Source organism: Novosphingobium sp. IK01, from assembly GCF_033242265.1.
Classification (GTDB): domain Bacteria; phylum Pseudomonadota; class Alphaproteobacteria; order Sphingomonadales; family Sphingomonadaceae; genus Novosphingobium; species Novosphingobium pituita.
Genome location: NZ_BTFW01000001.1, coordinates 1,342,314 through 1,368,845 on the forward strand (window position 1 = coordinate 1,342,314; position 26,532 = coordinate 1,368,845).

The following is a 26,532-nucleotide window of genomic DNA, read 5'->3' on the forward strand; positions in this document are numbered from 1 at the left end:
CCGTCACGTCTTAGTGGTTGTCGCGCGGGAGGCCGCGCGTCTGGGCAATACGCTGATACTTTTCAGCGCCTTCGAGGATCGCCCCGGTGTTCATCTGGCCGACCAGCGCGCGCTGGATCTCCTGCCACGGGGTCTGGCTGGCGGGATAGGGATAGCCGCCTTTCGCCTCGAGCGCGGCCCGGCGCGCGGCCAGTTCCTCGTCGGAGACCAGCACGTTGACCGTGCCCGCCCTGAGGTCGATCCGCACGCGGTCGCCGGTTTCGAGCAGGGCCAGACCGCCCATCGCCGCCGCTTCGGGGCTGGCGTTGAGGATCGAAGGGCTGCCCGAAGTGCCCGACTGGCGCCCGTCGCCAACGCAAGGCAGCGCGCTGACGCCTTCGGTGATCAGGTAGGCAGGCGGGCGCATGTTGACGACTTCAGCCGCGCCCGGATAGCCGATGGGCCCGGCCCCGCGCATGAACAGCAGCGTTTCAGGCGTGATGCCGACCGCCGGATCGTCGATGCGGTGGTGATAGTCTTCAGGCCCGTCGAAGACCACGCAGGGGCCCTCGAAGGCTTCCGGGTCATTGGGGTTCGACAGGTAGCGGCTGCGGAATTCTTCGCTGATCACGCTGGTCTTCATGATCGCCGCGTCGAACAGGTTGCCCGATAGGACGAGGAAGCCCGCCTCTTCCTTGAGCGGCTGGGCGAACGGACGGATGACCTTCTCGTCCTCGATTTCCACGCCCCGGCAATTCTCGCCCATGGTCTTGCCATTGACGGTCATCGCGCCTTCATGGATCAGGCCCTGCCCGATGAGCTGGCTGACCACCGCCGGAACGCCGCCCGCGCGGTAATAGTCCTCGCCCAGATATTCGCCCGCCGGTTGCAGGTTGACGAGCAGCGGCACCTTGTGGCCCAGCCGCTGCCAGTCGTCGAGCGGCAGGTCGACGCCGACATGGCGGGCGAGCGCGGCCAGATGGATCGGCGCATTGGTCGATCCGCCGATGGCCGAATTGACGACGATGGCATTGTGGAAGGCCTCGATGGTGAGGATGTCCGAGGGCTTGAGGTCTTCACGCACCATGTCCACGATGCGCTTGCCGGTGTGGTAGGCGCATTCCTGACGGTCGCGATAGGGCGCGGGGATCGCCGCCGAACCGGGCAGCATCATGCCCAGCGCCTCGGCCAGCGAGTTCATCGTGGTGGCCGTGCCCATCGTGTTGCAATAGCCCGTCGAGGGGGCCGACGAGGCAACGAGCTTGATGAAGCCCTCGTCGTCGAGTTCACCCGCCGCGAGCATCTGGCGGCCCTTCCACACGATCGTGCCCGAACCGGTGCGCTCGCCCTTGTGCCAGCCGTTGAGCATCGGGCCGACCGAGAGCGCGATGGCCGGGATGTTGACCGTGGCCGCCGCCATCAGCAGCGCGGGCGTGGTCTTGTCGCAGCCGGTGGTCAGCACCACGCCGTCGAGCGGATAGCCGTAGAGCGCCTCGACAAGGCCGAGATAGGCCAGGTTGCGATCGAGCCCGGCAGTCGGGCGCTTGCCGGTTTCCTGAATCGGGTGGACCGGAAACTCGATGGCGATGCCGCCCGCCTCGCGGATACCCTCGCGGATGCGCTCGGCCAGCACGAGGTGGTGGCGGTTGCAGGGGGAAAGGTCGCTGCCGGTCTGGGCGATGCCGATGATCGGCTTGCCGCTGCGCAGCTCTTCGAGGCTGAGGCCGAAATTCAGGTAGCGCTCCAGATAGAGCGAGGTCATGTCGATATTGTCGGGGTTATCGAACCAGGCGCGCGAGCGCAGCGTCGAGGGGCCATGGGGCGTTTTGGGGTCGGTCATAGGGGCCTGTTCAGCGCGAGGTGGTGACGCGATAGATCATGACATGGCGATAGGGCTTGCCAGGATCGACGCGGGTGGAAACGAAGGCGGGATGGTGAACCGCATCGGGGAACTTCTGCGGTTCGAGCGCGATGCCATCGCCCATGCGATAGACATGGCCGTGCTTGCCAACGAGCGTCCCGTCGAGGAAATTGCCGGTATAGAGTTGCACGCCCGGCTCGGTCGACAGCACTTCGAGCACCCGGCCCGAGGTGCGATCTTCGAGCCGCGCGACCAGTTCGGGGCTGGCGGTCACCCCCTTGTCGAGCGCGAAGTTGTGGTCATAGCCACGCCCGGCGACGATCTGCGGGTCGGTGCCGTCGCGCAGGCCATCGGCCAGGCGGCGCCCCCTGGTGAAATCGAACACGGTGTTCACCACCGGGCGCAATTCGCCCGTGGGGATCAGCGCGGCATCGACCGGAGTATAGGCGCGGGCCGGGATGGTCAGCACTTCGTCCATCGCCCCGTCGGGCGAGCCTTCGCCCGCGAGGTTGAAAATGCCGTGGTTGGTCATGTTGATGATGGTGGGCTTGTCGGTGCTCGCGGCAAAGGCGATGGTCAGGTCGCCCTTGTTGTCGAGCGAATAGGTCACGCTCGTGCGGACGGTGCCGGGATAGCCGGCCTCGCCATCGGGGCTGACACGGGCCAGTTCGACACTGGCGACCGGCCCGGACCTGACCGCAACGACCTGCCACACCTGCTTGTCGAAGCCCTGCCCGCCGCCGTGGAGGCTGTTGACCTTGTTGTCGTTGAGGGGGAGCTGGAAGCTCTTGCCATCGAGCGTGAAGCGCCCGCCCGCAATGCGGTTGGCCACGCGCCCCACGGTGACGCCGAAGAAGTTGGGATGATCGACATAGCCGGCCAGATCGTCGTAGCCGAGCAGCACGTCGGCCAGATGGCCCTGACGGTCGGGCGCGACAAGCGATTGCAGCGTGGCGCCATAGCTCAGGATGCGCGCGGAAACGCCGTTCCGGGCCTTGAGCGTAATGGCCATGATCCGGCTGCCATCGGCCAGCGTGCCCGCCTCGTCCTGAAGCGCCTCAACGGTCGCGGCGGGCGTGGCCGGCGTGGCGGTCGCGGCACAGGCCCCGGCCTGCGGCACAAGCGCCAGAGCCGCCACCGCGACACCGGCGGCAAGACTGACTGCCTTCGTGTTCATCCCATCCTCCATCATCGGCCTGTTTTTCCCCGCTGTTTTACCCCCGCCGTTTTTCCCTCTTCGCGAAACGCGCAGGCAGCGAAGCACGGGTCATTGACGCGGCCATGATTTATCATATAGTCTGACAAATAGAAGGAGCGCAAGCCGGATCATAAAAGCCGCCGGACGTCCTTCGGGTATCAGTTGAGAGGATTTCCATGCCCCCTGTCGTGACTACGGCGGCGTCGCAGGCCGACCCGCATTCAAACGCCCCGAACCAGTCCATGCCTCATGGCGGAAGCTATGGGCGCGCGCTGACGCTGCTGGCCACGCTGTTCTTCATGTGGGGCTTCATCACGGTGATCAACAACACGCTGCTGCCGCATCTGCGCAGCGTGTTCGAACTGACCTACACCCAGACCACGCTGATCGAATCGGTGTGGTTCATCGCCTATTTCTTTGCCTCGATCCCCTCGGCCAAGCTGATCGAGCGGATCGGCTACAAGGCCTCGATGGTCACTGGCCTGCTGATCATGGCAGGCGGCGCGCTGGGCATGATGCTGGCGGCCAGCATCCCGTCCTACAGCGTCACGCTGATCATGCTGTTCGTGATCGCCAGCGGGATCACCCTGCTTCAGGTCGCCGCCAATCCCTATGTCGCGGTGGTCGGCCCGGCCGAGACCGCCTCCTCGCGGCTCACGCTGGTCCAGGCGCTCAATTCGGCGGGTACGATGATGGCCCCGCTGTTCGGCTCCTATCTCATCCTGGGCCGATCGAAGAGCGGCACGGCGGTTGACGGCGCGGTGCTGACCCCGGCCGAGCGCCTGGCCGATGCCCACTCGGTGATCCTGCCCTATGCGCTGGTTGCGGTCGTGCTGATCGTGCTGGCGGTGGTCATCGCGCGCTATCCGCTGCCCGCCATGGGCAGCGCCAACAGCCGCATGGCCCGCGAGGAGCGCAAGGCCCATTCGCTCTGGGCCCATCGCAACCTCGTCTTCGGTATTCCGGCGATTTTCATCTACCTGATCGCCGAAATCGGCGTGGCCAACCTTTTCGTCAACTTCACCAGCCAGCACGACATCGGCAACCTCACCCACGAGCAGGCCGGTCGCTATCTGACGCTGCTGTGGGGCGGGATGATGGTGGGGCGCTTTGCGGGCGCGGCGATCATGCAGAAAGTCAACGCACGCCATGTGCTGGCGGTGGCCTCGATCGGCGCCTTCATCGTCATGATGATCACCGTCCTGGCCCACGGGCCGGTGGCGATGGCCGCGCTGATCCTTGTCGGGCTGTTCCACTCGATCATGTTCCCCACGATCTTCACGCTGGGAATCAAGGGCCTGGGCCCGCTCACCGAGGAAGCTTCGGGGCTGCTGATCATGGCTATCGCGGGTGGGGCGCTGGTCGTCGTGCAGGGCCAGCTGGCCGATGCCTTCGGCCTTCAGACCTCGTTCCTGCTGACCGCCGCCTGCGAGCTCTACATCCTGTTCTATGCGCTCTGGGGCGCGAAGACGAAAGAAGAGCAGGTCCGCTGACCGGAGTTTTGCCGGCGGCAAGGAAAAACCCGGAGAAAGATGGCTTTCTCCGGGTTTTTCGTGGTTTCTTCGGAAGGCTGGCGCCAAGGCCTCGCTCACTCCCGCCCGGCGTCAGCCATCACACTTGCGGTATCTTCGAGCGCGAGCTGGACAAGCGCCCCCATCGCCTCTGCCGCACCATCGCCATCGCCTTGCGCGATGGCCTCGTAGACGCGAACGTGGTCGGGGATCGGGTTGCGCGGCAATTCGCGGCCACGCTGCTTGAACTGGGTGGTCCAGTGGACCGCCGCGCCGATGCTGGCAGTCAGCACGATCATCGCGGCATTGTGGGTGGCATGGAGGATCGCGTCGTGGAAATCACGGTCGGCGGCCCGCCCGGCCTCGGTCGTCAGCGTGTGGCGGCGCATCAGGGTGAGCGCATCCTTCATCGCCTTGAGATCGGCCTTGTCGCGCCGCTGGGCGGCCAGCCTTGCCGCCGCCGGCTCGACCACCGCGCGCAGTTCGAACAGGTCGCGCACGAACTGGACATCGGGTTCGCCGGTAAAGGCCCAGGCCAGAACTTCGGGATCGAGCAGGTTCCAGCGCTCGCGCGGCTGGACCCGCGTTCCGGCCTTCGGGCGGCTCGACACCAGCCCCTTGGCCGTCAAAACCTGGATCGCCTCGCGATAGGCGCTGCGCGAAACCTTGAGTTCCTCGGCGAAGGCGACCTCGCCCGAAAGGATGTCTCCGGGCTGGTATTGGCCCGACAAAATTGCCGTTCCCAGCTTGAGCGCAATGGCGCCATGCAACCGCCGTCCCGGCCCGCGCGTATCCAGCCCGCGCGCCTCGGCGCCGCGCAGGCCATCGCCCGCCGCGCCAGTTTCGCACGCGAGCGCCGCATCACATTCTGCCGTCAAAATTTTCCGTTCTGTCACCGGGCCTGACTACCTCCTTGTCCGCTTTTGCTAGCAGGGAGTAGGGGGGCGGGGAACGACAATTATTGCGTTTGACAAAAACCCGGAATATGTCGGAGTAAATACTGGAGATGCACATGACCGAGTTCCGCTCCATTGTGGCCGAAACCGGCGCCGCCCATGGCGACCCGATTGCTGTCCACGGGCTTGAAGACGTGGCGCGCCTGTGCGCTGCTGCCGATGCCGCTTTCGATACCTATCGCGCCACCCCGCGCGAGGCACGCGCCGCCTTCCTCGAACGAATCGCCGACGAGATCCTGGCCATCGGCGAACCGCTGATCGCTGCGGCCATGCGCGAAAGCGGCTTGCCGCGCGCACGCCTCGAAGGCGAGCGCGGCCGCACAATGGGCCAGCTGCGGATGTTCGCATCGGTCGTGCGCGCGGGCGCATGGCAGCAGCTGCGCATCGATCCGGCCCTGCCCGACCGCGCGCCCCTGCCCCGTCCCGACTTGCGCCTGCGCATGATCCCGCTCGGCCCGGTGGCGGTGTTCGGTGCGTCGAACTTCCCGCTCGCCTTCTCGACGGCCGGGGGCGACACCGCCTCGGCGCTTGCCGCCGGGTGCCCGGTGGTGGTCAAGGGCCATCCGGCCCACCCTGAAACCGGCGCGCTGGTGGCTGGCGCGATCGCCCGCGCGGTTGCCGCCTGCGACCTGCCCGAGGGCGTGTTCGGCCATCTGGTCGGCCCCGGCAACGAGCTGGGCGCGGCGCTGGTCGCCGATCCGCGCATCACGGCGGTGGGCTTCACCGGCTCGCGCGCAGGCGGCCTCGCGCTCGCCCGCATCGCGCAGAACCGCGACGTGCCGATCCCGGTCTATGCCGAAATGTCGGCGGTCAATCCGGTCCTGCTGATGCCCTCGGCGCTGGCGGCACGCGGCGCGGCGCTGGGCACGGCGTTCGTTGGCTCGCTCACGATGGGCGCAGGCCAGTTCTGCACCAATCCGGGCCTCGTGCTGGCGATTGCGGGCGAAGGCCTCGACGCCTTCCTTGGCGCCGCTCGCGAAGCGGTGAGCGCGGCCCAGCCGCAGGTCATGCTCACGGCAGGCATCCATGCCGCCTATGAAAAGGGCGTCGCGGCGCTCGCGGGCGCAGCCGGCGTGGAAACGCTGGGCAAGGGCGCCGAAGGCACCAGCCCCTGCGGCGGCGCGGCCCTGTTCGTGACCGATGCCAAGGCATTCCTTGCCAATCCGGCGCTGGGCCACGAAGTGTTCGGGTCCAGCTCGGTCATCGTGACCTGCGCCGACGAGGCCGAACTGGTCAGCGTGCTCAAGGGCCTCGAAGGCCAGCTGACCGCCACGCTGCACATGGACCAGGCCGACGAGGCGCTGGCCGCGCGCGTGCTGCCGATCCTCGAACGCAAGGCCGGGCGCATCCTCGCCAATGGCTGGCCCACCGGTGTCGAAGTGTGCCACGCGATGGTCCACGGCGGCCCCTTCCCGGCCACCTCGGACGCGCGCACGACCTCGGTCGGCAGCATGGCCATCGACCGCTTCCTGCGCCCGGTCAGCTACCAGAACCTGAGCGCGGAACTGCTGCCCGCCGAACTGACCGATGCCGCCTTCGGTGATGGCGCCCCGCGCCTGATCGACGGCAAGCTGACCCTCTGATTTCAAGTCCTTCCTTCAACTTCAACGACAAGAGGCCGGGCGCCATCGGACGCCCGGCCGAGGAGACCCTGAACATGGCAACCCGCCTTCTCCAGCACCGCGCCGCCGATGGCGCGCGCTCGGTGATCCTCGCCCGGGGCGAAAGCGCCGTCTTCCTCGACGGCGTGCAGACCGTGCGGGAGCTGGCGCTGGCCGCCATTGCCGCCGGGCAGACCATGGCGCAGGCCGCCGCCGCGCGCGCCAGCGACAAGACCGTCGACATCGCTGCGGAGCTGGCCGCCGGAACCCTGCTCCCGGCCATCGACCACGACGACAAGGCCCGCGTGCTGCTGACCGGCACCGGCCTCACCCACCTCGGCTCGGCCGAAGGGCGCGACAAGATGCACCGCGATGCGGCGCAGGCCGAAAAGCAGACCGATTCGATGCGGATGTTCCTCGAAGGGCTCGCCGGCGGCAAGCCCGCGCCGGGCGCCGAAGGCCAGCAGCCAGAATGGTTCTACAAGGGCGACGGCACCCAGCTCGTCGGCCCCGGCGAGGCGCTGACCATGCCCGCCTTTGCCAAGGACGGCGGCGAGGAACCCGAACTGGCCGGGATCTACCTGATCGGCGAGGACGGCACGCCCTATCGCCTCGGCCTCGCGCTCGCCAACGAGTTTTCCGACCATGTGACCGAACGCCACAACTACCTGTGGCTGGCCCATTCCAAGCTGCGTCAGGCCGCCCTTGGCGCCGAACTGCTGCTCGGCACCCCGCCCGCCGACATCCGTGGCACCAGCAGCCTCGAACGCGGTGGCCAGACGATCTGGGAAAAGCCGTTCCTCTCGGGCGAGGACAACATGTCGCACAGCCTCGCCAACCTCGAACACCACCACTTCAAGTACGACCTGTTCCGCCGCCCCGGCGACATTCACGTCCACTTCTTCGGCACGGCCACGCTCTCGTTCAGCGACGGGATCAGCACGCAGGAAGGCGACACGTTCACGATTGCCGCCGCGCCTTTCGCGCTGCCCTTGCGCAACACGCTGGCGCGCGCCGCCGCCAGCCCGGCGCTGGCCGCCGTGACGGTGCTCTGAGGCGATGGACCCGATCCGCATCGCCGTGGTCGGCATGGGCAAGATCGCCCGCGACCAGCACCTTCCCGCCATCGCGGGCAACCGCGCCTTCAGCCTTGCCGCCACGGTCAGCCCGCGCGACAGCGGGATCGAGGGCGTGCCCCACTTGCGCAGCCTCGACGCCCTGCTCGAAGAGGGCCCGGCGATCGACGCGGTGGCGCTGTGCACCCCGCCGCAGGTCCGCTATGACCTGGCCGCGCAGGCACTGGCCCGGGGCATCCACGTCTTCCTCGAAAAGCCGCCGGGGGCAACCCTGGCCGAAGTCCACGCGCTTTCGGCGCAGGCCGAGCGCACCGGCGCCTCGCTGTTCGCCTCGTGGCATTCGCGCTTTGCCGCCGGGGTCGCCCCGGCGCGGGCCTGGCTGGCCGAGCGCCGCATCGACAGCGTCAAGGTGATCTGGCGCGAGGACGTGCGCGTGTGGCATCCGGGACAGGCCTGGATCTGGGAGCCGGGCGGGCTGGGCGTGTTCGATCCGGGCATCAATGCCCTCTCGATCATCACCCACATCCTGCCGCGTCCGTTCTTCCTGTCGGAAGCGACGCTCGAAATCCCGGAAAACCGGGCCGCGCCCATCGCCGCCGATCTCCATTTCCGCGACACGCGCGGCGCCCCGATCCACATGGACCTCGACTGGCGCCAGACCGGCCCGCAGAGCTGGGACGTTCTGGTCGAAACCGACGCGGGCACGCTCAAGCTGGCCCATGGCGGCGCGGTCCTGACCCTGCCGAGCGAAACCGTGCGCAACGAGGATCATGAATATCCCGGCCTCTACGCCCGCTTTGCCACGCTGGTCACGGGCGGGCGCAGCGATGTCGACGTATCCCCGCTGACCCTCGTGGCCGATGCGTTCCTGCGCGGCACGCGCCTGACGACGGAGGCCTTTTTCGACTGATCAGGCCTGCCGGGGCGGCACCAGCGGCAGGCGCAGGCGCGCACAGAACATCGCGCCCGCGTGGACGAAATCCAGCCGCCCCCCATGCAGCGCGGCCACCCGCGCGGCGATGGCCAGCCCCAGCCCGGCCCCGTCGCCGCCGCGTGCGGCATCCCCGCGCGCGAACGGACGGCACAAGGCCTCGGCCATTTCGGGCCCAAAACCGGCCCCGCTGTCGGCCACCTCGATCACCAGTTCCCTCCCCTCGACCCGTGCAGCCAGACGATAGGGCCCCGTCCCGTGCCGCAGGGCATTGCCCAGCAGATTGGCAATCGCCCGCGCGCTCGCGCCCGGACGCAGCATGGCTTCCAGTCGTTCGGGCACCACCAGATCCAGTTCCCCTGCCCGCTCCGTGTCGAACCCGGCATCGAAGGCGGCATGGACGAGCAGCGCGACGACATCGGTCGGGCACGGCTGCTCGGCGCTCATCGAGCGGGCCATGTCGAGGAACTGGGCGAGCATCGCCTCGATCCGGTCGACCTGTCCGCGTGCGCGCACCAGCAGGTCGGCGTCGCTGTCGTGGAGCAGTTCGAGGCTCAGCCGCAGGCGGGTGAGCGGCGTGCGCAAGTCGTGGCTGACCGCGCCGAGCATCAGCGCGCGCTCGGCCTCGTGGGCAGCCAGACGCGCGGCCATGCGGTTGAACGCGCGGGCCACGGCGGCAATCTCGGCAGGGCCATCTTCAGCCAGCCGCGGGCCGCCATCGGGCTCCTCCCGAATCAGGGCATCCGGGTCCAATGCGTCGACCCCGGCAGCCAGACGCCGCAAGGGCCGGTCGAGATGGCGCTGGAGCATGATCCCCCCCAGCAGCGAGACCACCAGCGCGGTGACCCCGGCGATCACCATGCCGGTGAACGGCGCCCGCATGCCCGGCGGGGTCAGGCTCACCCACCAGTCCTGCCCGACCACCCCCGGCCCGCCCAGCCAGAGCCGCACCCACAGCCGCGATTGCCGGTCGGTCGTCCATTCGAGCGGGGCGCCATGGTTGAAGCGATCGGCCATGGCGGCCAGGAATTCGCGCTCGATGATCGTCGGGCGGCGCAGCCCCCCGCCGGGCGCATCGGTGCCGGGCCGGATCGCCACGGCCTGCCCGGCATTGAGGCGGCGCACCAGCGCCTCGCGCTCGGGGCCGGTCATCCGGGCCATCTGCATGCCCACGATGTCGGTCATGTCCGCCGTCATCTGGGCAAGCCGCCGCGCCTGCGGCTCCATGACGAGCAGGAAGACCAGCACGGCGGCCACCATCTGCCCGGCCAGCACGGTGAGCACGAGGGTGACGACATTGCGGGTAAACAGCCGCCCCTTCATGCCGCGCCCCCGTCGACCAGCACATAGCCCACGCCCCAGACCGTGCGCACGAAGCGCGGGTCGGCGCCATCGTCGCCCAGCGCGCGGCGCAAGCGGCCCACGGCCACGTCGATCGCGCGGTCGGTCACCTCCGCATCGCGCCCCAGCGCCCGCTCGATCAGCTGGGCGCGGCTGAGCGGGCGCCCGGCACTGCGCGCAAGCGCGGCCAGCAGCGCGAATTCCCGGCTCGACAAAGCCACCGGAGCCCCCTCGCGCGCGACGCTCATCGCCGAAAAGTTGATCGTGAACGGGCCGATTTCGACCACCTCGTCGCGAATCAGCGTGCGCTCGGGGCCCAGACGGCGCAGGATCGCATGGAGCCGCGCGACCAGTTCGCGCGGCAGGAACGGCTTGGGCAGATAGTCATCGGCGCCCATTTCCAGCCCCAGCACGCGGTCGATGGCATCGCCCCGCGCGGTCAGCATCAGGATCGGCGTGGTATCGCCCTGCGCGCGCAAGCGGCGGCAGATCGCCAGCCCGTCCTCGCCCGGCATCATCAGGTCGAGCACGATCACATCGGCCGGATCGCGCGCGAGCGCCTGATCGAGCGCCTTGCCACCGTCGAGCGCGCGCACGTGGAACCCGTGCTCGGACAGGAACCGTTGCAGCAGGCCGCGCAGTTCGGGATCGTCGTCGACGACCAGAACGCGGGGCACCAGAACACGGGGGGCTTTTTCGCTCATGCCTGCTTGCTACCAGCCCGCGCCCGCGCGCTCCAGCAACGCAGGTATGACAAACCGTGACAGGCCCGCTCCCCTGTCACGCCCTGCCACACAGAGGCGCTGGCCCGACATACCCTCGATGCACGACACCCTCAGACAGGAGGCGGCCCCGACAAGGGGGCCCGCTTTTTCCCTGGAAAGGACCGATGCGATGCCCCGTTCCCCCTCTTCTCTTCCCGCTTTGGGCACCCTGCTGTGCGCCGCCGCCCTCGCGCTGGGCGCCACCGCCCCCGCGCAGGCCCGTGGCCGCCTGCACTTCAACAATGGCGCGGGAACCGGTGGTGCTGTCGCCTCCGGCCCGCGCGGCGTGATGGCCCGCGGCCACACGATCCAGCAGAATGCCGATGGCTCGGTCACCAGCGCCAGCGGTGGCGGCTTCGTGGGCGCCAATGGCGCGCGCGGCTATCGTGGCGGCACCACCACGCAAGGCGCCGACGGCTCGCTCACCCGCAGCGGTTCGGCGGGCGTGAGCGGCGCGCGCGGCTCAGCCCAGAGTAGCGGCAGCTTCTCGCGCAGCGCCGATGGCACGTGGTCGGGCAGCCGTTCGAGCAGCGCCACGAGCAGCGCGACGGGCAAGTCCTATTCGGGCTCGACCACCATCGACCCGACCACCGGCAAGCCCGTTCACAGCGGCGGCTGCACCGATGCCTCGGGCCAGTCGGTCGCCTGTCACTGATCCTTGTCTGTCACTGACAGGCTTTCCGGGCCCCTCTCGCCCCCCTTCCCTGTGGCAGCCGGAGCCCCCTTCCGGCTGCCCCCTCCCGGAGCATTTCCCATGCATGCCTTGCATCGCCCGATTCTCGCTGTCGCCCTGGCTGTGGCCGGAACGGCCCTCGCCCCTGCTCTCACCTTCGCCCGTCCGTCCCCGGCCTTCGGGGGTGACATGGCCGGGCGCCTGATGGAGGCAGACGCCAACCACGACGGCCTCGTCAGCCGCGCCGAATTCCACCTCTGGCGCCAGTCGCAGTTCCTGCGCATCGACCGCAACGGCGATGGCTTCCTCTCGCGCGAGGATGTCCCCGCGCTGCTCTCTGGCCGCGTCGGCCCGCGTCTCGATGCCCTGGTCGAGGCCTTCGACACCGATGGCGACCACCGCGTGAGCCGCGCCGAATTCGTCGAAGGGCCCACCCCCGGCTTCGATCTGGCCGATGCCAATCACGACGGGCTGGTCAGTAAGGCCGAAGCCTCTGCCGTGCGCGACGCAGCCCGCGCCCGCGCGAGAGGATGAGGGTCAAGGAATAAGGAATAAGGCCATGGAACCGTTTCATGCCGTGATGCCGATCTGGCGCCACCCGCCCGTGCTGGGTCTGGCGCTCCTGCTGGTGCTGGGCGAATATGTCTGGCGGCGCCAGCGGGGGCGCAGCTACGACCTCAAGGCCGCCGGGGTGAGCCTTGGCATCGCGGTCGGGCAATCCCTGCTGCGCCCGCTCAACGCCGCGCTGACCTTTGCCGCGCTCGCCTTCATGGCCCGCTTTGCGCCATGGCATCTGCCCTTGAACGACTGGCGGACATGGGCCGTGGGCTTCGTGGCGGTCGAACTGGCCTATTACTGGTTCCACCGCCTCAGCCACACCGTGGCCTGGATGTGGGCGACCCACAGCGTCCACCACAGCGCCCGCGAAATGGTCCTGCCCGCCGCGATCCGGCTGGGCTGGACCGAGAGCCTGTCGCTGGGCTGGCTGTGCTTCCTGCCGCTTGCGCTGCTGGGTTTTCCGCCCGTCATGATCGCGGTGCTGCTGGGGGCCAACCTGCTCTACCAGTTCGTCCTGCACACCGAGGCGCCGGTCAGCTTCGGGCCGCTCGAAGGCGTGCTCAACACCCCGCGCCATCATCGCGCCCACCACAGCAGCGAAAGCGCCTATCTCGACTGCAACTTTGGCGGCGTGCTGATCGTGTTCGACCGCCTGTTCGGAACCTTCCGTCCCGGCCCCGATCCGGCCACCCCGCTCGCCTATGGGCTGGTCCATCCGCGCGGCACCGGCGTTCTGGCCGTGGCGCTGGGCGGCTGGGGCGAACTTCTGCCCCGAATCGCAGCCGCCAGAGGCTGGCAGGCCAAAGTCCGGGTCGCGCTGGGCCGCCCTGCCTGAGCCCGGAGCCCGGAGCCCAAACAGAAAAAGGCCCTTCCGGTCTCCCGGAAGGGCCTTTTTCAATGCGTCTGCCCGAAGGCATCTGCCCGGAGACTGACCTTAGTGGGTCAGACCGGCAATCGCCCCATCGACCAGCGCGCGATCCGCATCGGCGCCATGACGGGCGGCAATCAGCTGCCCGGCGGCCAGGGTGGCCGCCTGGGCCGCCTTGACGCGCAGTTCGTCGACAGCCGCACGTTCGGCAGCGGCGATCTTGTCGGCCGCCATCTTTTCGCGACGGGCGATCATGTCACGCGTGTCGGCCTGAGCCTTGGCGATGATCGCCGCGGATTCGGCGCGGGCATGGTCGAGCATGGCGACCGCGTCCTTTTCCGCGTTGGCGATACGCTTGGCATATTCGGCACGCAGGGCCTCGGCTTCGGCGCGCAGCGCCTTGGCATCGTCCAGTTCACGGCGGATCGCCGAAATCTGGCCATCAAGACCCTTGGTGACCGCACCGGGAACCTTCTTCCACACCAGGATCAGCAGGAAGACGAGCATGGAAGCAGCGACAATCGCGCCGGCCCCGATGCCGTGGATGGTGGGTTCGGCCGCTTCATGGCCTGCAACAGGCTGTTCGACCGAAGCGGTCGTCTCGCTCACGTTAGCCATGGGCCAGAACTCCCTGCACCACGCCGCGGACGTCTTCGGTCGGAACCGAAAGACCGGCCAGACGGCTGGCGATGTCTTGCGCAGCTTCGACAGCCACGCCTTCGACTTCGCCGAGCGCAGCAGCGCGGGCGATCCCGATGCGCAGCTCGGCAGCGGCGGTGTTTTCCTCGATCGCGGCACCGGCAGCGGCCAGGGCAGCTTCCGATTCGTGGGCAGCCTGGGCCTTGGCGGCAGCGATCAGATTGTGGGCCTGGGCGCGCTGCTTGCCTTCGGCAATGCGCCAAGCCTGTTCTTCGGCGTCGGCGGCGGTCCGGGCGGCTTCTGCCGCACCGAGATCATCGGCGATCCGCTTGTTGCGCTGGTCGATCGTCGACACCACGCCCGGGAGCATGCCCCGGCCGATGACGAAGAAGACCACGCCAAAGCACACCAGCAGCCAGAAGATCTGGCTGGCATACGTGGCGGCGAGCTGGGCTATCTGGGGCATCGCGTTGGTCCGCGCTTCCTGTTTTGGGTTCGGCCTGACCGATGGTTCGGGCCCTTTTGCGGGCCGAGTTCGCTCAAACCGATTTCGTTCACGTCGGTCGGGGCTTATCCCCGACCGACATCAATCTCGGTGTTCCGTGAAACGTCGAGGCCGATCAGGCCACGAAGATCAGGATCATCGCGACGACGAACGAGAGCAGGCCCAGAAGTTCGGCGGCGGCGAAGCCGATGAACAGGCGGCCCTGCTGGCCATCAGCCGCACCCGGATTGCGCAGCGCGCCTTCCAGGAACTTGGCGAAAACGTTGCCCACGCCCAGCGAGGCCAGACCGGCGCCGATGGCAGCGAGACCAGCGCCGAGAAGCTTCGCGCTCTGTGCGTCCATGATAAAAACTCCCTCTTTGTCGTAAACCGTAAGGACGGTATCGGGTGGTGGTGACGGTCAGTGAAGGTTTTCTGCGTCGTTGAGATAGACGCAGGTCAGCAGGGCAAAGACATAGGCCTGGATGCCGGCAACCAGCAGTTCCAGAGCGCAGATGCCGATCATCAGCACGAAGCTGGGAACGCCCGCCAGAAAGAAGGTGCCAACGCCCGCGTTGGTGCCCGAAATCACGAAGCCCGAGAGCACTTCGAGGAGCACGTGGCCGGCCATCATCGCGACGAAGAGACGCAGGCCGAGCGAGAACGGACGCACCATGAACGAGATCAGCTCGATCGGGAAGATGATCGGCACCATGAGCGCCGGCGTGCCATGGGGCACGAACAGCGAGAAGAAGTGCAGACCATGCTTGGCAAAGCCCACGATCAGCACGATCGCAAAGCTCATGATCGCCAGCACACCGGTCACCGTGAAGTGGCTGGTGGCGGTGAAGGGATGAATGCCCACCAGAGCCAGCGGCAGCAGCCCCAGGATGTTGGCAAACAGGATGAACGTGAACAGCGAGAAGACATAAGGCAGGTACTTGCGCCCCGCATCCCCGATGTTCGACTTGAGCAGATTGTCGACGAAGCCGGTCAGCCCCTCGACAGCCATCTGCCAGCGCCCCGGAACGACCGCCTTCTTGGCGCCGCCACCGACAAACACGAGCAGCACCAGGGTGGTGATCACCATCCACAGCGCGGAATTCGTGAAAGCAATGTTATGCCCGGCAATCGACCAATGATCGGTGCCGAACAACGGCTCGATCGTAAACTGGTGTACCGGATCGACCTTTCCTTCGGCCACAGTGCTTGTCCCCGTTACGCGCAAAAACATCAAGGCGCCCCACGCCCCGGCCTTTCATCCGGCCGGAACACCCACCGTGTGCAAGACCCGGTCAGGAACGCCCGTTCGAAATTCTGATGATATTGCGGAAGGCCACGCCTATCCCCACAAACAGCATCACCAGAAGCCCCCATGGTCGCGTTCCGGCAAACTGGTCGATGACCCAGCCAAAGAACGCGCCGCCCGCGAGCCCGCCGATCAGTTCCGCCAGAACCCGGTTTCCCACGCGATAGTTCGCATCGGATTTTTCGCGTTCCGACGTGGGATTGCGCCCCTTTTCCCGCTGACGCGCGGCATCGAGCCGTGCATCGAGACTGGAAAGGCGTGCATCCCCACCGATGGGCTCCACGTCGGTCTGTTTATCGCTCATGGCAAACCTTCTTCTTCCGCGCCGGAAGGGCTGGTTGAAAACCGGCCAATCCTGCCCGCAGGGCCTGTCATGCGCAACGGCATCCCGCCGAGGGCGCCTGCCCCTTAGGCGGGGGGTTTTCGCAAGTCAACCGCTGCGGCGCAAACTTGCCGCGCTTGCGCGCATACGTTTGCACCAATCCTGCGACACCCCCCCTCCAAGGGCCCGAAAATCAGCCGTTTTTCAAAGGCAACGCGAATCGCGCTGGGGAGCCGCCGCCGTGCGGGTCTGCCAGCTGCCATCAGGCGCCTGATACTTCTCGCCCGGACGCGTCTGGGCGATCAGCAGGCAGCCCGAAGTGAACGCATATTCCTCGACCGTCGCCTTCTGGGCCTGGGCCTTGTCGGAATAGAGCGCACGGCGCTTGAGGTTGATATCCTCGACCACGGCCTTGAGCGCGGCGCTCGGGGGCGTGACATAGCCGAGGTAGCCATCCATCTTCTCGCCCACCTGCCCGGCCTCGCGCGCGGCGGCATAGACCGGGTCGCGCTGGGCAAACGCGGCCAGCGGCGCGGCGACCAGCGGCAGCACGAGGGCCGCAGCGGCAAGACGGCCTGCCAAGGAACGACCGGCAAAAGGACGAGAGGGGCGAAGCTTCATGGTCATGCGTGCCATCTCAGAAGATGTCCTTGTTCTTGTCGATCGTCTGGCTGGCGTCTCCGGCCAGGCGATAGACGACTTCCTGCTTGATGTTGATGTTCAACTCGATGACGATCGGCTTGTCGGGCGCCTTGACCGAGATGCAGCCGCCCAGCGCCAGCACGCCTGCCGCCAGAAGCACGAGCCCGCCGGTTCTGGCTGCTCCCCATCCCTCGTTCATCCCGTAACGCACCCTGTCGTCGCCTCTTTTACGTGAAGTCATGGCGCGGACCGTTGCAGCACGGCGATACGCGGTCAAGCCGGCGCAGGTTGTTGAAGCATTCATCGCACGGATCCACTTGCTGAAGGCTGAATGGCGGGGGCGACCGGCGCAACCGACGCGGCGGCGCGCACCGGATGGGTGCCGGGCTGGGGCACGCGGCTGCGGCCCCTGGCATCGAGCAGGCCGATCGTGCGCGGGTCCTTGACCACCGAGGGGTCGTACATCGACTTGTAGGTCCCCAGCAGGCTGTAGAACGGCGCGCGCACGTTGAGGTTGAACTGGATCGGCAGGTTCGCCACCTGACGGGTCAGGAAATTGCGCGAGGCGCCCTTGCCCTGGCTGACCCCGGCAAACTGGACCTGGGTAACGAAATCGCCCGCGATATCGCCACGCATGGCGATCGTCATGCTCCGGTAGTCAAGCGACCGGAGCGCGCGAAACGCATAGTTGGCCATCGCCGAAAGGTCCTTGTAGGTCAGCGCCCCGACATAGGACACGTTGCCACCCCCGCGCGAGGTGAGCGTGCCCCCCACGATGTGCCCCCCGGTCGCGTCGAAGATCACCGGCAGACGCCCGTCGAACACGCCGGTCGCGGTCAGGTTGGCCATCTCCATGCGCGAGATGAACTGCGCGGCATCGAGCCCGTCGATCACCAGCGTGAAATTGCGGTTCTCGACCTTCGCAAAGCGCAGGACGGTCGGTTCGAGGTGGAGCGTACCGCCCATGAACGGCCAGCGCGCATCGTTGACCTCGACCACCGTGTCGGGTCGCAGGCGCAAATCGACGGTGCCGTCGGTCACTTCCACGCCCGGATTGATCGAGGCGACCTTGAGCTTCTGGTGCGGCGCGGTCTCCATGGCGAGCAGGTCGGTGAACACAAGGCTACCCGACAGCCCCTTGACCGGACCAAAGGCAGCCGCAAAATCAAGCCCTTGCGAGCCAAACTTGCCCGAGCTTGTAACATGGTCGCCGCGCCAGTCGATCCGCCCGGTCCCGATCACCGTGCCTTGCGCATTGGCGATCACCCCTTTCGCCAGGCTGGTGAGCTGCGCAGGCTGGAAGTCCTTGTCGAAGGTCAGCCCATCAACCTTGAGATCGGCATGGCCCTGTGCATGCGACAGGTCGTGAACCACTTGCGCACGCACGATGGCCCGGCCCGAAGCCGGATTGCGCAGCAGCGCATCGGCACTGATTCGCCCGTCGGCCAGCGCCAGCGTGGCCCCTTGCGCATGGAGCTTCTCGAAGCGGGCCGGGTTGGCCCTGTCGGTCAGGTCAAACCGGGTATCGGCCAGATCGAGCCGCCCCCCGGCAAAGCGCCATGTCCCGCCTGCCCCGGTCAGGTCCATCGGCACCGCGCCCATGCGCGCCTCGACACCCTCGAACGTGCCGGCCAGCCCGGTTCCCGGCCCCGCTGCCACGTTCCTGCCCAGATGCGCGGTGAGATCGGCCAGAACCAGCCGCATCGCGCTGCCCTGCGCGCCCAGCGCCAGATTGACGCCGCGCGCGGTCAGCGTGCCGGGCCATGCCAGCCCGACCGCGCCCGTTTCCAGCCGCATCGGCGTGCCGCCCATGCGGCCTGACAGCGCGACGCCCGGCGTCCCCATCGCCACGGCGAAAGGCAGTGTCCCGGCCCTGACCATCGGCTGCCCCGAAGCCGGGCAAAGCCGCACGGCGCGCGCGTCGAGCGTCATCTCGCCCAGCGCCAGACTGTCGAAACGTGGCGTGATGCAGCCGTGCCACAAGGCCAGCGCCCCGTGCGCGCCATAGGTGCCGCTGACGGGCAGAACCAGATTGGCCACGCGCCCGCCCGGAATCGCCCCGGTCATCCGGCTCGTTCCCGAAAAGCCGAGCGTGCCATCGGCCGCCTGAACCACGACCAGTTCGGGCACGGCCAGCCTTTGCCCGGCCACGGCATAGTCGGCCATGGCCAGATGGAACTGGGCGCCCCCGCCATTGCGGCCATCACGCTCCATCATGCCCGTCACATGGGGCAGCCCCTGCCCGCCGGTGATGAAATTGCCGACAAAGTGCGGCGTGCTGTCGCGGCCTTGCCCGGTTTTGCCCGACACCTGCACTTTGCCCAGCGCCAGCAGGGCCTGCCCGCTACCCCCGCGCAAGGCCCCTTGCGGCACCACGACCGACCAGGCGCCATCATGGCCATGGCGAACGGTCAGATCGGCAGCAAACCGGCTGCCGCGCTCCTCCTCCCCGAGGCGGCGACGGATCTGGGCGACCATCGGGGCCGCCAATGTCCCGCCAACGGCCTTTTCCGCCGAAGCCAGCGCCGTGTCGAAGGCAGCCCCCCGGCGCAGCCCGCGCGCATCGACCGTCCCGCGAAACTCGCTGTCGGCGCCGCCGCCGGGCATCTGGCGAACCTTGACCAGCCCATCGAGGCCGAGCAGCCCGATCCCGCCCTGCCCGCTGCGCAAACCACCCGCCGTCGCCGAAACCCGCCCGCTGAGCACGCCCGACCGCCAGGCCAGCGCCGTATCGAGCCCGAGCGACTGCGCGCCCGCACCTGCGGCTGCCAGCGCGCTCGTGCGCAAGTGGCCTTTCAGGGTCACCCCGGCCAGATCCCGGTCGCCCAGTGCATCGAGCTGGAAATCGGCCCCGCCCACGCGCAGATCGCTGCCCGGACAGGCCAGCTCCGCAACCCGTACCGGCCCCTCGAAACGGGGCTGCTCGTCCGCGATGGTCACCCGGCCATAGGCCGTCGCCCGCCCGGTCTGGCAGGCCCCGAGCGCCAGACGCGGCGCTACCAGCGCCAGTGTCCCGGCAAAACCGCCGCGCAAGGCCCCCTCGCCCTCGGCCTTGAACGCCAGCCGCCCTTGCGGACTGTCGACCAACCCGCGCGCATCGACCAGCGAAAGCCGCCAGTCGGGCAGCCGGAACGGTTCCTTGCTGGGCGTGCCGCCATAGAGCAGCCGGTCGAGCGCCCCCAGGCTCAGGCGCCCGTCGCGCATCTGGCCATAAAGGCGCGGGCGCACGAGCCGGACTTGCCCGATGCGCGGGCCAAATCCGGCCCCGCTCCAGCCCCAGCCCAGATCGACCTGCGCCTGTTCGATCACCAGATCGGGATGACGCGGATCGCCCACGACGATGTTCCCGAGCACCTCGCTGCGCGGCCCGATCGAGACGATCCGATAGGTCGCGGGAAGCCCGAGGCTCGCCAGTTCGCGCGCGATCAGCCCGTCGGCGATCCGCTCGCGCGCCAGCCACAGCCCGCCCCCGGCCGCCAGCACGGCCCCGCCTGCGACCAGCGCGGCCAGGCGCACGCGCCGCCCCAACCGCCCGCTTCGGGCCGGTTCGGGATTATCGGGTAATGCCATATCGGTAGAATCCGCCATTCGCCCCCTTCTTGCGCAAGCCCCCGGCTTGGGCAATGCAAAACACGGCAACATGAGTGTCGACAAGGTCATGCCGCAAGACCGCGAACTCTTTCCTGAACGATTCGTGCCCGCGCCTGCCCCCGCGCCCGACCGCGTGCGCGAGGCCGCACACGATCCCAGCGGCCATCGCGCCCGGTTGCGCAAACGGTTGCTGAGCGGCAGCGACGATGCGCTGGCCGATCACGAGGTGATCGAGGCCCTGCTGATGACCGTGATCCCGCGCATGGATGTCAAACCGCTCGCGCGGATGCTGCTCCAGCGATTCGGCTCGCTGCCGGGCGTGTTCAACGCCGATCCGCGCGCACTCCAGTCGGTGCCCGGCATCAAGGAGGCCGCCGCCGCCGCCCTGCGCATCGCCGGGGTCGCCGCGCGCAGGCTCGCCCGCGCGCAAATCCAGCAAATGCCCGTGCTGTCGAGCTGGCAGGCCCTGATCGACTATCTGACGATCGACATGGCCCACCTCAACCACGAGCGCGTGCGGGTGCTCTATCTCAACACCCAGAACCGCCTGCTGCTCGACCAGATCGTGAGCGATGGCACCCTCGATGAAAGCGCGATCTACACCCGCGAGATCATCGCCAAGGCCCTCGCCATCGGCGCGGCGGCGCTGATCCTCGTGCACAACCATCCCTCGGGAAGCCCCCAGCCCAGCCGGGCCGACATCCAGATCACCCACAAGATCATCGAAGCCGCGCGCCTGCTGGGCGTGAGCGTCCACGATCATGTGATCATCGGGCGCGAGGGGCATACCTCCCTGCGCGCGCAAGGCCTGCTCTGACATCAGGACAGGCGCGCGCAGAAGGTCCGGCCCAAGCCCGGATCAGATCAGATCAATTCAGATCAGTCCGGCATGTTCCAGCGCCGCATCGACCGCCTTGCGCGCGGCATCGCTGCACGGCACCAGCGGCAGGCGCATGTCCTCGTTCATCCAGTCGTGCACGCGCGAGAGCGCATACTTGACCGGGCCGGGCGAAGCATCCTCGAACATCGCGTAATGAAGCGGATAGAGCTTGTCGTTCAGTTCGCGTGCCAGCGCCAGATCGTTGGCCGCGCAAGCCGCCTGGAACTCGGCGCAGAGCTTGGGGGCGACATTGGCCGTCACCGAAATGCACCCCACGGCGCCCGCCGCATTGGCCGGCAGCGCCAGTTCATCGTCGCCCGAAAGCTGGCAGAAATGCTTGCCGATGCCCATGCGATGATCGGTCACGCGCGAAAGGTCGCCGCTGGCGTCCTTGATGCCCACGATCCGCTCGGGGAAACGCTTGGCCAGTTCGCAGACCGTCTCGGGCAGGATGTCGGTCACCGTGCGGCCCGGAACGTTGTAAAGAATGATCGGCAAATCGTTGTTTTCGGCCAGATAGCTGAAATGAGCGATCAGCCCTGCCTGGCTCGGCCGGTTGTAGTAGGGCGCCACGCAAAGCGCCGCCTGCGCACCGCACTTCTTCGAGAAGGTCATGTGCAGGTGCGCGTTCATGGTGTCGTTGCTGCCGCACCCGGCGATGACCGGCACGCGGCCCGCAGCCTGCTCGACGCAGACCTCGATCACGCGGTGATGCTCGGCGTTCGAGAGCGTCGAGTTCTCGCCGGTCGTGCCGCAAGGCACCAGCGCCGAAGACCCGTTCTCGATCTGCCAGTCGACCAGACGGCGAAATGCTTTCTCGTCAAAGGCTCCATCGCGAAACGGTGTCACCAAAGCCGGAATGGAGCCGGAAAACATGGACAATATCCCTCGTCTTGGCGCACAATGCGCCGTCAACCTCGCTGATGTGCCCTTGCACCCTGTCGGCACGCTCGCCAAGAGGGGAATTCGCCATCTGTCGGCAAGCAGACGGGTGCCCGATCACATTCAGCGCCTGATAAGGAGGCGAGACACACAATGTCCAGCATGGACATGCCCCGACGCCCGCTTTCGCCCTCGCTGCGCGTGTTCGCCCTGCGCCATGCCATGCGCCGGGGCGCGCGCAATGGGGCCTGCGCGATGGCCGCCGTTCTGGCGCTGTCGGTCGCCAGCCGCGCCAGCGACGCCGGGCCCGACAGCGATGGCAGCGCCTGGGACCGCGCGCGCGCGCAACTGATCGCCGGGCAGCAGGGGCCAATGGCCTTCGCGATCAGCCGCTGGCAATTGCTGACCAGCTCGAATCGCTTCACTTTTTCCGATTACGCCGGGTTCCTGCTGACCTATCCGGGCTTTCCCGATCAGGACAAGTTGCGCCGCTACGCCGAAGACGCGCTGGGCCGCGATGCCGATTCGGGAACGGGCCCGGCGGATCCGCGCGCGCTCGTCTCCTATTTCGACCGCCTGCCCCCGCTCACCAATCCGGCGCGGGCGCGCTATGCCCTCGCCCTGCGTACACTGGGCCGTCCCGATGCCGATGCCATGGCCCGCATGGCCTGGCGCGGCGGGCCGATGGCCGATACCGACGAGGCGACGATCCAGTCCATCTGGGGCGCGACGTTCACGCCCGACGACGCCGACGCGCGGATGAACGCCCTGCTCTGGGCCGGCGCCCTGCCCCAGGCCAACCGCGCCTTTGCCACGGTCACGCCGCTGCGGCGCGGGATCGACGGCGCGCGGCTCATGGCGCTTCAGGGCTTCGATCCCTATGCCGCCGCTGCGGGCGTGCAATCCGCGCTGCTCAATGCCGATCCGGGCTTCCTCTATGCCCGTGCGCGCGAGTTGCGCAAACAGGGTCAGGGCACGCTCGCCCAGCAATTGCTGGCCAACCGTCCCCCGCTGATGGCCCGCCCGCTCCTGCGCGACAAATGGGTCGACGAACTGCTGGTCAATGCCCGCGGGGCGCTGGCCAATGGCGACGTGCGCAGCGCGGTGGCCATCGCCCGCAGCGTCGACGACGCCTTCGACGCCAATGAAGACATCAGCCAGCTCGGCTACGACTTGCGCGACGATTACACCTCGCTGGTCTGGCTCGGCGGCACGCAATCGCTGTGGTCGCTGGGCGACGGGGCGGGCGCGGCGCCCCTGTTCCTGCGCTATGGCCAGGCCGCGCGCACGCCCGGCACCCGCGCGAAGGGCTTCTACTGGGCCGGGCGCGCCGCTGCGCAGGCCGGGCTGACCGGCGATGCGCAACGCTATTTCGCGATGGCCGCGCGCTATGCCGATCAGTTCTACGGCCTGCTCGCACTCGAACGGCTGGGCCAGCCGGTTCCCAATTTCGCGTATGATTCGAACGCCATGCCCACCCCGGCGGAACGCGCGCAGTTCAACGCCGCCCCGCTCACCCAGGCCGTGCGCGAAGTGGCCCGCAACGGCGAATGGCGCACGACCGTCCGCTTCTTCAAGGAAATCGCCGAGCAGCAGCAGACCGAAGGCCAGCACATGCTCGTCGCCGAACTGGCGCGCGAACTGGGCCGCCGCGATCTGGGGGTGATCGTCGGACAGGCCGCCGAAGCGCGCGGCTTCCTCGATTTCCAGCACATCGCCTTCCCGCTGATCCCGGTCCCGCCCGGTACCGAGCAATCGTGGACGATGATCCACGCCATCGCCCGTCAGGAAAGCCAGTTCGCCCAGAACGCGATGAGCCATGTCGGCGCGCGCGGGCTGATGCAGCTCATGCCCGCCACCGCCAACGAACAGGCAACGAAGCTGGGCCTGTCCTATTCCACCTCGGCGCTGACCGATGATGCGGGCTACAACCTGATGGTCGGCAGCGCCTTCTTCGGGCGGTTGATGGACATTTATGGCGGCTCCACGCCGCTCGCCGTGGCCGCCTACAATGCTGGGCCGGGCAACGTGAACAAGTGGCTGCGCGCCAATGGCGATCCGCGCACCGGGGCGGTCGAATGGGTCGACTGGATCGAACGCATCCCGCTGTCCGAGACGCGCAACTATGTCCAGCGCGTGCTCGAAAACGCCGTCGTCTACGAGGCGATGAACCCCGACAAGGCGAGCTGGCACGGCCCCAACCCGATGAGCCACATCCTGGGCAAGCCACTGCCGGGGTAAGAAACGCCTCCCCCCTCCGTCAGCCCTCCGGGCTGCCACCTCCCCGCGAGCGGGGAGGATCAGCGACCCGGTCCTCCCCGCTCGCGGGGAGGGGGACCGCCCGCGCAGCGGGTGGTGGAGGGGAAAGACCCCGCCAAAAGGATGCAATTCCCCTTCCCCACCCCCCGCCGCCCCCGCTAAGGCAGCGCGCATGAAACCCGATGGCAACCCGATCACCCCGGCAGGACTGGCCGCCCTGCGCGCCCGCTATGATCATCTGCTGGGCACCGAGCGCCCGGCCATCGTCGAAATCGTGAGTTGGGCGGCGGGCAATGGCGACCGTTCGGAAAACGGCGACTATCTCTATGGCCGCAAGCGCATGCGCGAGATCGACCGCGAACTGGCCTTCCTCGCCCGCCGGATGAAGGCCGCCCGCGTGGTCGATCCGGCCCGGCAGGAAGACCAGAGCCGCGTGCTGTTCGGGGCCACGGTCGAAATCGCCGACGAGGATGACACCCGCCGCACGCTGACCCTCGTGGGCGACGACGAACAGGACGCCTCGAACGGCCTGATCGGCTGGAGCGCGCCCATCGCGCGCGCCCTGCGCGGTGCGCGCATCGGCGATTTGCGCGTGGTCCATCTGCCCGGCGGACAAAAGGAATGGGAAATCATGACGATCACATATCCGGTGCCCGCATGAGCGCGCGCGCGGCTCCGGGCCGTTTCTTCATCCTGCGCCACGGCGAAACGGTGTTCAACGCCGCCCGCCGCCTGCAATCGAATGCCATGCACACCCCGCTCACCCGGCAGGGTTGCGAACAGGCGGTCGCGATGGGGCAGGCCTTGCGTGCGGAGCTGGGCGCCGCGCCCCCCGTGCGCCTGCACATTTCCGACACGGGCCGCGCGCTGCAAACCGCCTCGCTGATCGCCGAGGAACTGGGGATCGACTGGTTTGCCGCCAACCGCACGCCCGACCTGTTCGAGATCCACATGGGCTCGTGGATCGGGCGCGGCTATGATGATGTGGAAGCCGAACACGGGCCGATCACGCTGGCCGACCACTTGCTGCGCCCGGCCCCCGATGGCGAGGACTATCCGGCCATCGCCGCGCGGCTCAACCGCTGGATCGCAGCCCACGGGCAGGACGGCGGCGATCATATCGTCGTCATGCACGGGATTTCGAGCCGCGTGCTGCGCGGGATCATGGCGGGCCTGCCCCCCCACCCCGACCATGGCGCGCCCATCGCCCCCAGCCTCAAACAAGGGTCGATCGCGCTGATCGAGAACGGGATCGAGCGCGTGTTCTTCGGATCGGCACGCGGGGTGGAGCACGCCTGATGGCACAGGTGATCAACTTGCGCATGGCCCGCAAGGCCCGCGCCCGGCGCGAAGCCGAAGTGCAGGCCGCCACCAACCGCGCGCTGCATGGACGCACCAAGGCCGAAAAAGCCGCGCAGACCGCCGCACGCGACAAGGCCGAACGCCATGTCGAAGGGCACCGCCTCGAAGGCCAATCTCCTGAAAGAGAGCCCGATGCGCACGACCTATGAAAGCGCGACCGTGCGCCTCTACCATCTGGGCGACGGACCCGAAGGCGGCTTTGCCGAGACGCTGTTCTATGGCCCGCTGTCCGAGGCGATGATTATTGCTGCGCAGCAAAGCGAAGAGATTCAAGCCGGTCTGTTCCTCGCGACCGACAACGACGTGATCGCATGGCTCGACCTTTCGGAAGGCTGATTGCCGGCGTCCTGCTGCTGGTTGCCGGGGCATCGGCAGCGCAGGCGCGCGATGCGCTGGGCGTGTGGGAGGACTGGGCCGCATTTCGCGATCCGGCGGTGCCGCGCTGCTATGCCATCGCCATGGCCGCGGGCGGCACGCAAAGCCGCGAACTCGTGCCGTTCATGACCGTGGGCACCTGGCCCGCGCGCAATGTGCACGGCGAAGTCCACTGGCGGCTGTCGCGACGGATCGCGCCGGGCAGCAAGGTCGTGCTGAGCCTCGATGGCGAAAAGTTCGAGCTTCTGGCCAGCGAGGCCAGCGCCTGGGCACAGGACCGGCGGATGGACGCGGCCATCATCGCCAAGATGCGCGCCGCCCCGTCGCTTGCCGTCAGCGGCAAAAGCCGCGACGGGCGCACCTTCCGCGATGGCTATGCCCTGCCCGGCGCGGCTTCCGCGCTCGATGCCGCGACACTGGGTTGCGCAGGCCAGCCATGAAAAGGGCCGGAGGTTTCCCCCCCGGCCCTT

Annotated in this window: 28 protein-coding genes; 14 read left to right on the forward strand and 14 right to left on the reverse strand. The window is 68.0% G+C overall.

The window, feature by feature from the left end; translation table 11 throughout:
* Positions 1-10 precede the first annotated feature (10 nt).
* Together SBI20_RS06260 and SBI20_RS06265 are read right to left on the reverse strand one after the other, a co-directional pair.
* Positions 11-1,819 carry an IlvD/Edd family dehydratase gene (locus SBI20_RS06260; protein ID WP_317974249.1) on the reverse strand — a complete coding sequence of 603 codons (1,809 nt, stop codon included), beginning with the start codon at positions 1,817-1,819 and terminating at the stop codon, positions 11-13.
* A gap of 10 nt (positions 1,820-1,829) precedes the next feature.
* On the reverse strand, positions 1,830-3,017 hold the full coding sequence (locus SBI20_RS06265; protein ID WP_317974250.1) for an aldose epimerase family protein: 1,188 nt from the start codon (positions 3,015-3,017) through the stop codon (positions 1,830-1,832).
* Between the two features lie 263 nt (positions 3,018-3,280).
* Between SBI20_RS06265 and SBI20_RS06270 the strand changes: the two genes are divergently transcribed.
* The gene (locus SBI20_RS06270; RefSeq protein ID WP_317974251.1) at positions 3,281-4,531 is read left to right on the forward strand and encodes a sugar MFS transporter; all 1,251 of its coding nucleotides are present in this window, start codon (positions 3,281-3,283) and stop codon (positions 4,529-4,531) included.
* A gap of 95 nt (positions 4,532-4,626) precedes the next feature.
* Here the strand turns inward: SBI20_RS06270 and SBI20_RS06275 are convergent, their stop codons facing one another.
* Positions 4,627-5,370 carry a FadR/GntR family transcriptional regulator gene (locus SBI20_RS06275; protein ID WP_317976050.1) on the reverse strand — a complete coding sequence of 248 codons (744 nt, stop codon included), beginning with the start codon at positions 5,368-5,370 and terminating at the stop codon, positions 4,627-4,629.
* A 191-nt stretch (positions 5,371-5,561) separates the two neighbouring features.
* Between SBI20_RS06275 and SBI20_RS06280 the strand changes: the two genes are divergently transcribed.
* The 3 genes from SBI20_RS06280 to SBI20_RS06290 all read left to right on the forward strand — a co-directional run bounded on the left by SBI20_RS06280 (position 5,562) and on the right by SBI20_RS06290 (position 9,092).
* Positions 5,562-7,088, forward strand: coding sequence for an aldehyde dehydrogenase (NADP(+)) (locus SBI20_RS06280; protein ID WP_317974252.1), 1,527 nt, complete (start codon positions 5,562-5,564; stop codon positions 7,086-7,088).
* A gap of 74 nt (positions 7,089-7,162) precedes the next feature.
* Entirely contained in the window at positions 7,163-8,161 is a 999-nt protein-coding gene (gene araD1, locus SBI20_RS06285; protein WP_317974253.1) for an AraD1 family protein, read from the forward strand.
* Positions 8,162-8,165: 4 nt separating this feature from the next.
* A complete protein-coding gene (locus tag SBI20_RS06290) occupies positions 8,166-9,092 on the forward strand; it encodes a Gfo/Idh/MocA family protein (RefSeq protein ID WP_317974254.1) in 927 nt (308 codons plus the stop codon).
* On the opposite strand, the gene SBI20_RS06295 is transcribed toward SBI20_RS06290, so the two are convergent.
* Positions 9,093-10,436 carry an ATP-binding protein gene (locus tag SBI20_RS06295; protein ID WP_317974255.1) on the reverse strand — a complete coding sequence of 448 codons (1,344 nt, stop codon included), beginning with the start codon at positions 10,434-10,436 and terminating at the stop codon, positions 9,093-9,095. It abuts the gene before it with no gap.
* The gene (locus tag SBI20_RS06300; protein WP_317974256.1) at positions 10,433-11,158 is read right to left on the reverse strand and encodes a response regulator; all 726 of its coding nucleotides are present in this window, start codon (positions 11,156-11,158) and stop codon (positions 10,433-10,435) included. Before SBI20_RS06300 ends, SBI20_RS06295 begins: the two co-directional genes overlap by 4 nt.
* A gap of 190 nt (positions 11,159-11,348) precedes the next feature.
* Here SBI20_RS06300 and SBI20_RS06305 point away from each other — a divergent pair, with 190 nt between their 5' ends.
* The 3 genes from SBI20_RS06305 (at position 11,349) to SBI20_RS06315 (ending at position 13,284) form a co-directional block, all read left to right on the forward strand.
* Positions 11,349-11,873 carry a hypothetical protein gene (locus SBI20_RS06305; RefSeq protein ID WP_317974257.1) on the forward strand — a complete coding sequence of 175 codons (525 nt, stop codon included), beginning with the start codon at positions 11,349-11,351 and terminating at the stop codon, positions 11,871-11,873.
* A 99-nt stretch (positions 11,874-11,972) separates the two neighbouring features.
* Positions 11,973-12,425 (forward strand): EF-hand domain-containing protein, encoded by a 453-nt coding sequence (locus SBI20_RS06310; protein ID WP_317974258.1) that lies wholly within the window; start codon positions 11,973-11,975, stop codon positions 12,423-12,425.
* 25 nt (positions 12,426-12,450) lie between these two features.
* Positions 12,451-13,284, forward strand: coding sequence for a sterol desaturase family protein (locus SBI20_RS06315; protein WP_317974259.1), 834 nt, complete (start codon positions 12,451-12,453; stop codon positions 13,282-13,284).
* Between the two features lie 99 nt (positions 13,285-13,383).
* Here the strand turns inward: SBI20_RS06315 and SBI20_RS06320 are convergent, their stop codons facing one another.
* The 8 genes from SBI20_RS06320 to SBI20_RS06355 all read right to left on the reverse strand — a co-directional run bounded on the left by SBI20_RS06320 (position 13,384) and on the right by SBI20_RS06355 (position 20,283).
* On the reverse strand, positions 13,384-13,935 hold the full coding sequence (locus tag SBI20_RS06320) for a F0F1 ATP synthase subunit B family protein (protein ID WP_317974260.1): 552 nt from the start codon (positions 13,933-13,935) through the stop codon (positions 13,384-13,386).
* Positions 13,928-14,422 carry a F0F1 ATP synthase subunit B family protein gene (locus tag SBI20_RS06325; protein ID WP_317974261.1) on the reverse strand — a complete coding sequence of 165 codons (495 nt, stop codon included), beginning with the start codon at positions 14,420-14,422 and terminating at the stop codon, positions 13,928-13,930. Before SBI20_RS06325 ends, SBI20_RS06320 begins: the two co-directional genes overlap by 8 nt.
* 154 nt (positions 14,423-14,576) lie before the next feature.
* Positions 14,577-14,804, reverse strand: coding sequence for a F0F1 ATP synthase subunit C (locus SBI20_RS06330; RefSeq protein WP_022677864.1), 228 nt, complete (start codon positions 14,802-14,804; stop codon positions 14,577-14,579).
* A gap of 57 nt (positions 14,805-14,861) precedes the next feature.
* A complete protein-coding gene (locus SBI20_RS06335; RefSeq protein ID WP_317974262.1) occupies positions 14,862-15,644 on the reverse strand; it encodes a F0F1 ATP synthase subunit A in 783 nt (260 codons plus the stop codon).
* A gap of 91 nt (positions 15,645-15,735) precedes the next feature.
* Positions 15,736-16,053 carry an AtpZ/AtpI family protein gene (locus tag SBI20_RS06340; RefSeq protein WP_317974263.1) on the reverse strand — a complete coding sequence of 106 codons (318 nt, stop codon included), beginning with the start codon at positions 16,051-16,053 and terminating at the stop codon, positions 15,736-15,738.
* A gap of 222 nt (positions 16,054-16,275) precedes the next feature.
* Complete coding sequence (locus SBI20_RS06345; protein ID WP_317976051.1) at positions 16,276-16,698, reverse strand: YdbL family probable chaperone protein; 423 nt, start codon at positions 16,696-16,698, stop codon at positions 16,276-16,278.
* Positions 16,699-16,708: 10 nt separating this feature from the next.
* Complete coding sequence (locus tag SBI20_RS06350; protein ID WP_317974264.1) at positions 16,709-16,912, reverse strand: YnbE family lipoprotein; 204 nt, start codon at positions 16,910-16,912, stop codon at positions 16,709-16,711.
* Positions 16,913-17,013: 101 nt separating this feature from the next.
* Complete coding sequence (locus SBI20_RS06355; RefSeq protein WP_317974265.1) at positions 17,014-20,283, reverse strand: YdbH domain-containing protein; 3,270 nt, start codon at positions 20,281-20,283, stop codon at positions 17,014-17,016.
* An 88-nt stretch (positions 20,284-20,371) separates the two neighbouring features.
* Here SBI20_RS06355 and radC point away from each other — a divergent pair, with 88 nt between their 5' ends.
* Positions 20,372-21,121: a RadC family protein gene (gene radC, locus SBI20_RS06360; protein ID WP_411911545.1), complete on the forward strand. Its 750-nt coding sequence runs from the start codon at positions 20,372-20,374 to the stop codon at positions 21,119-21,121.
* Between the two features lie 57 nt (positions 21,122-21,178).
* On the opposite strand, the gene dapA is transcribed toward radC, so the two are convergent.
* Positions 21,179-22,060 (reverse strand): 4-hydroxy-tetrahydrodipicolinate synthase, encoded by an 882-nt coding sequence (gene dapA / locus SBI20_RS06365; protein ID WP_317974267.1) that lies wholly within the window; start codon positions 22,058-22,060, stop codon positions 21,179-21,181.
* 159 nt (positions 22,061-22,219) lie between these two features.
* Between dapA and SBI20_RS06370 the strand changes: the two genes are divergently transcribed.
* The 6 genes from SBI20_RS06370 (at position 22,220) to SBI20_RS06395 (ending at position 26,502) form a co-directional block, all read left to right on the forward strand.
* Positions 22,220-24,307, forward strand: a complete 2,088-nt coding sequence (locus SBI20_RS06370) for a lytic transglycosylase domain-containing protein (RefSeq protein WP_317974268.1) — start codon at positions 22,220-22,222, stop codon at positions 24,305-24,307.
* A gap of 190 nt (positions 24,308-24,497) precedes the next feature.
* The gene (gene greB, locus SBI20_RS06375; RefSeq protein WP_317974269.1) at positions 24,498-24,986 is read left to right on the forward strand and encodes a transcription elongation factor GreB; all 489 of its coding nucleotides are present in this window, start codon (positions 24,498-24,500) and stop codon (positions 24,984-24,986) included.
* Entirely contained in the window at positions 24,983-25,624 is a 642-nt protein-coding gene (locus tag SBI20_RS06380; protein WP_317974270.1) for a histidine phosphatase family protein, read from the forward strand. The genes greB and SBI20_RS06380 overlap by 4 nt, the downstream gene beginning before the upstream one ends.
* Positions 25,624-25,836, forward strand: a complete 213-nt coding sequence (locus tag SBI20_RS06385; protein ID WP_317974271.1) for a DUF4169 family protein — start codon at positions 25,624-25,626, stop codon at positions 25,834-25,836. The genes SBI20_RS06380 and SBI20_RS06385 overlap by 1 nt, the downstream gene beginning before the upstream one ends.
* Positions 25,820-26,023 carry a hypothetical protein gene (locus SBI20_RS06390; protein WP_317974272.1) on the forward strand — a complete coding sequence of 68 codons (204 nt, stop codon included), beginning with the start codon at positions 25,820-25,822 and terminating at the stop codon, positions 26,021-26,023. Before SBI20_RS06385 ends, SBI20_RS06390 begins: the two co-directional genes overlap by 17 nt.
* Positions 25,999-26,502: a hypothetical protein gene (locus SBI20_RS06395; RefSeq protein WP_317974273.1), complete on the forward strand. Its 504-nt coding sequence runs from the start codon at positions 25,999-26,001 to the stop codon at positions 26,500-26,502. The genes SBI20_RS06390 and SBI20_RS06395 overlap by 25 nt, the downstream gene beginning before the upstream one ends.
* Positions 26,503-26,532: the final 30 nt, after the last annotated feature.

Coding starts and splice junctions, on each gene's coding strand:
- SBI20_RS06260 (WP_317974249.1), bottom strand. CDS start 1,819: ATGACCGACCCCAAAACGCCCCATGGCCCCTCGACGCTGCGCTCGCGC.
- SBI20_RS06265 (WP_317974250.1), bottom strand. CDS start 3,017: ATGAACACGAAGGCAGTCAGTCTTGCCGCCGGTGTCGCGGTGGCGGCT.
- SBI20_RS06270 (WP_317974251.1), top strand. CDS start 3,281: ATGCCTCATGGCGGAAGCTATGGGCGCGCGCTGACGCTGCTGGCCACG.
- SBI20_RS06280 (WP_317974252.1), top strand. CDS start 5,562: ATGACCGAGTTCCGCTCCATTGTGGCCGAAACCGGCGCCGCCCATGGC.
- araD1 (WP_317974253.1), top strand. CDS start 7,163: ATGGCAACCCGCCTTCTCCAGCACCGCGCCGCCGATGGCGCGCGCTCG.
- SBI20_RS06290 (WP_317974254.1), top strand. CDS start 8,166: ATGGACCCGATCCGCATCGCCGTGGTCGGCATGGGCAAGATCGCCCGC.
- SBI20_RS06295 (WP_317974255.1), bottom strand. CDS start 10,436: ATGAAGGGGCGGCTGTTTACCCGCAATGTCGTCACCCTCGTGCTCACC.
- SBI20_RS06300 (WP_317974256.1), bottom strand. CDS start 11,158: ATGAGCGAAAAAGCCCCCCGTGTTCTGGTGCCCCGCGTTCTGGTCGTC.
- SBI20_RS06305 (WP_317974257.1), top strand. CDS start 11,349: ATGCCCCGTTCCCCCTCTTCTCTTCCCGCTTTGGGCACCCTGCTGTGC.
- SBI20_RS06310 (WP_317974258.1), top strand. CDS start 11,973: ATGCATGCCTTGCATCGCCCGATTCTCGCTGTCGCCCTGGCTGTGGCC.
- SBI20_RS06315 (WP_317974259.1), top strand. CDS start 12,451: ATGGAACCGTTTCATGCCGTGATGCCGATCTGGCGCCACCCGCCCGTG.
- SBI20_RS06320 (WP_317974260.1), bottom strand. CDS start 13,935: ATGGCTAACGTGAGCGAGACGACCGCTTCGGTCGAACAGCCTGTTGCA.
- SBI20_RS06325 (WP_317974261.1), bottom strand. CDS start 14,422: ATGCCCCAGATAGCCCAGCTCGCCGCCACGTATGCCAGCCAGATCTTC.
- SBI20_RS06330 (WP_022677864.1), bottom strand. CDS start 14,804: ATGGACGCACAGAGCGCGAAGCTTCTCGGCGCTGGTCTCGCTGCCATC.
- SBI20_RS06340 (WP_317974263.1), bottom strand. CDS start 16,053: ATGAGCGATAAACAGACCGACGTGGAGCCCATCGGTGGGGATGCACGC.
- SBI20_RS06345 (WP_317976051.1), bottom strand. CDS start 16,698: ATGACCATGAAGCTTCGCCCCTCTCGTCCTTTTGCCGGTCGTTCCTTG.
- SBI20_RS06350 (WP_317974264.1), bottom strand. CDS start 16,912: ATGAACGAGGGATGGGGAGCAGCCAGAACCGGCGGGCTCGTGCTTCTG.
- SBI20_RS06355 (WP_317974265.1), bottom strand. CDS start 20,283: ATGGCATTACCCGATAATCCCGAACCGGCCCGAAGCGGGCGGTTGGGG.
- radC (WP_411911545.1), top strand. CDS start 20,372: ATGCCGCAAGACCGCGAACTCTTTCCTGAACGATTCGTGCCCGCGCCT.
- dapA (WP_317974267.1), bottom strand. CDS start 22,060: ATGTTTTCCGGCTCCATTCCGGCTTTGGTGACACCGTTTCGCGATGGA.
- SBI20_RS06370 (WP_317974268.1), top strand. CDS start 22,220: ATGTCCAGCATGGACATGCCCCGACGCCCGCTTTCGCCCTCGCTGCGC.
- greB (WP_317974269.1), top strand. CDS start 24,498: ATGAAACCCGATGGCAACCCGATCACCCCGGCAGGACTGGCCGCCCTG.
- SBI20_RS06380 (WP_317974270.1), top strand. CDS start 24,983: ATGAGCGCGCGCGCGGCTCCGGGCCGTTTCTTCATCCTGCGCCACGGC.
- SBI20_RS06385 (WP_317974271.1), top strand. CDS start 25,624: ATGGCACAGGTGATCAACTTGCGCATGGCCCGCAAGGCCCGCGCCCGG.
- SBI20_RS06390 (WP_317974272.1), top strand. CDS start 25,820: ATGCGCACGACCTATGAAAGCGCGACCGTGCGCCTCTACCATCTGGGC.
- SBI20_RS06395 (WP_317974273.1), top strand. CDS start 25,999: ATGGCTCGACCTTTCGGAAGGCTGATTGCCGGCGTCCTGCTGCTGGTT.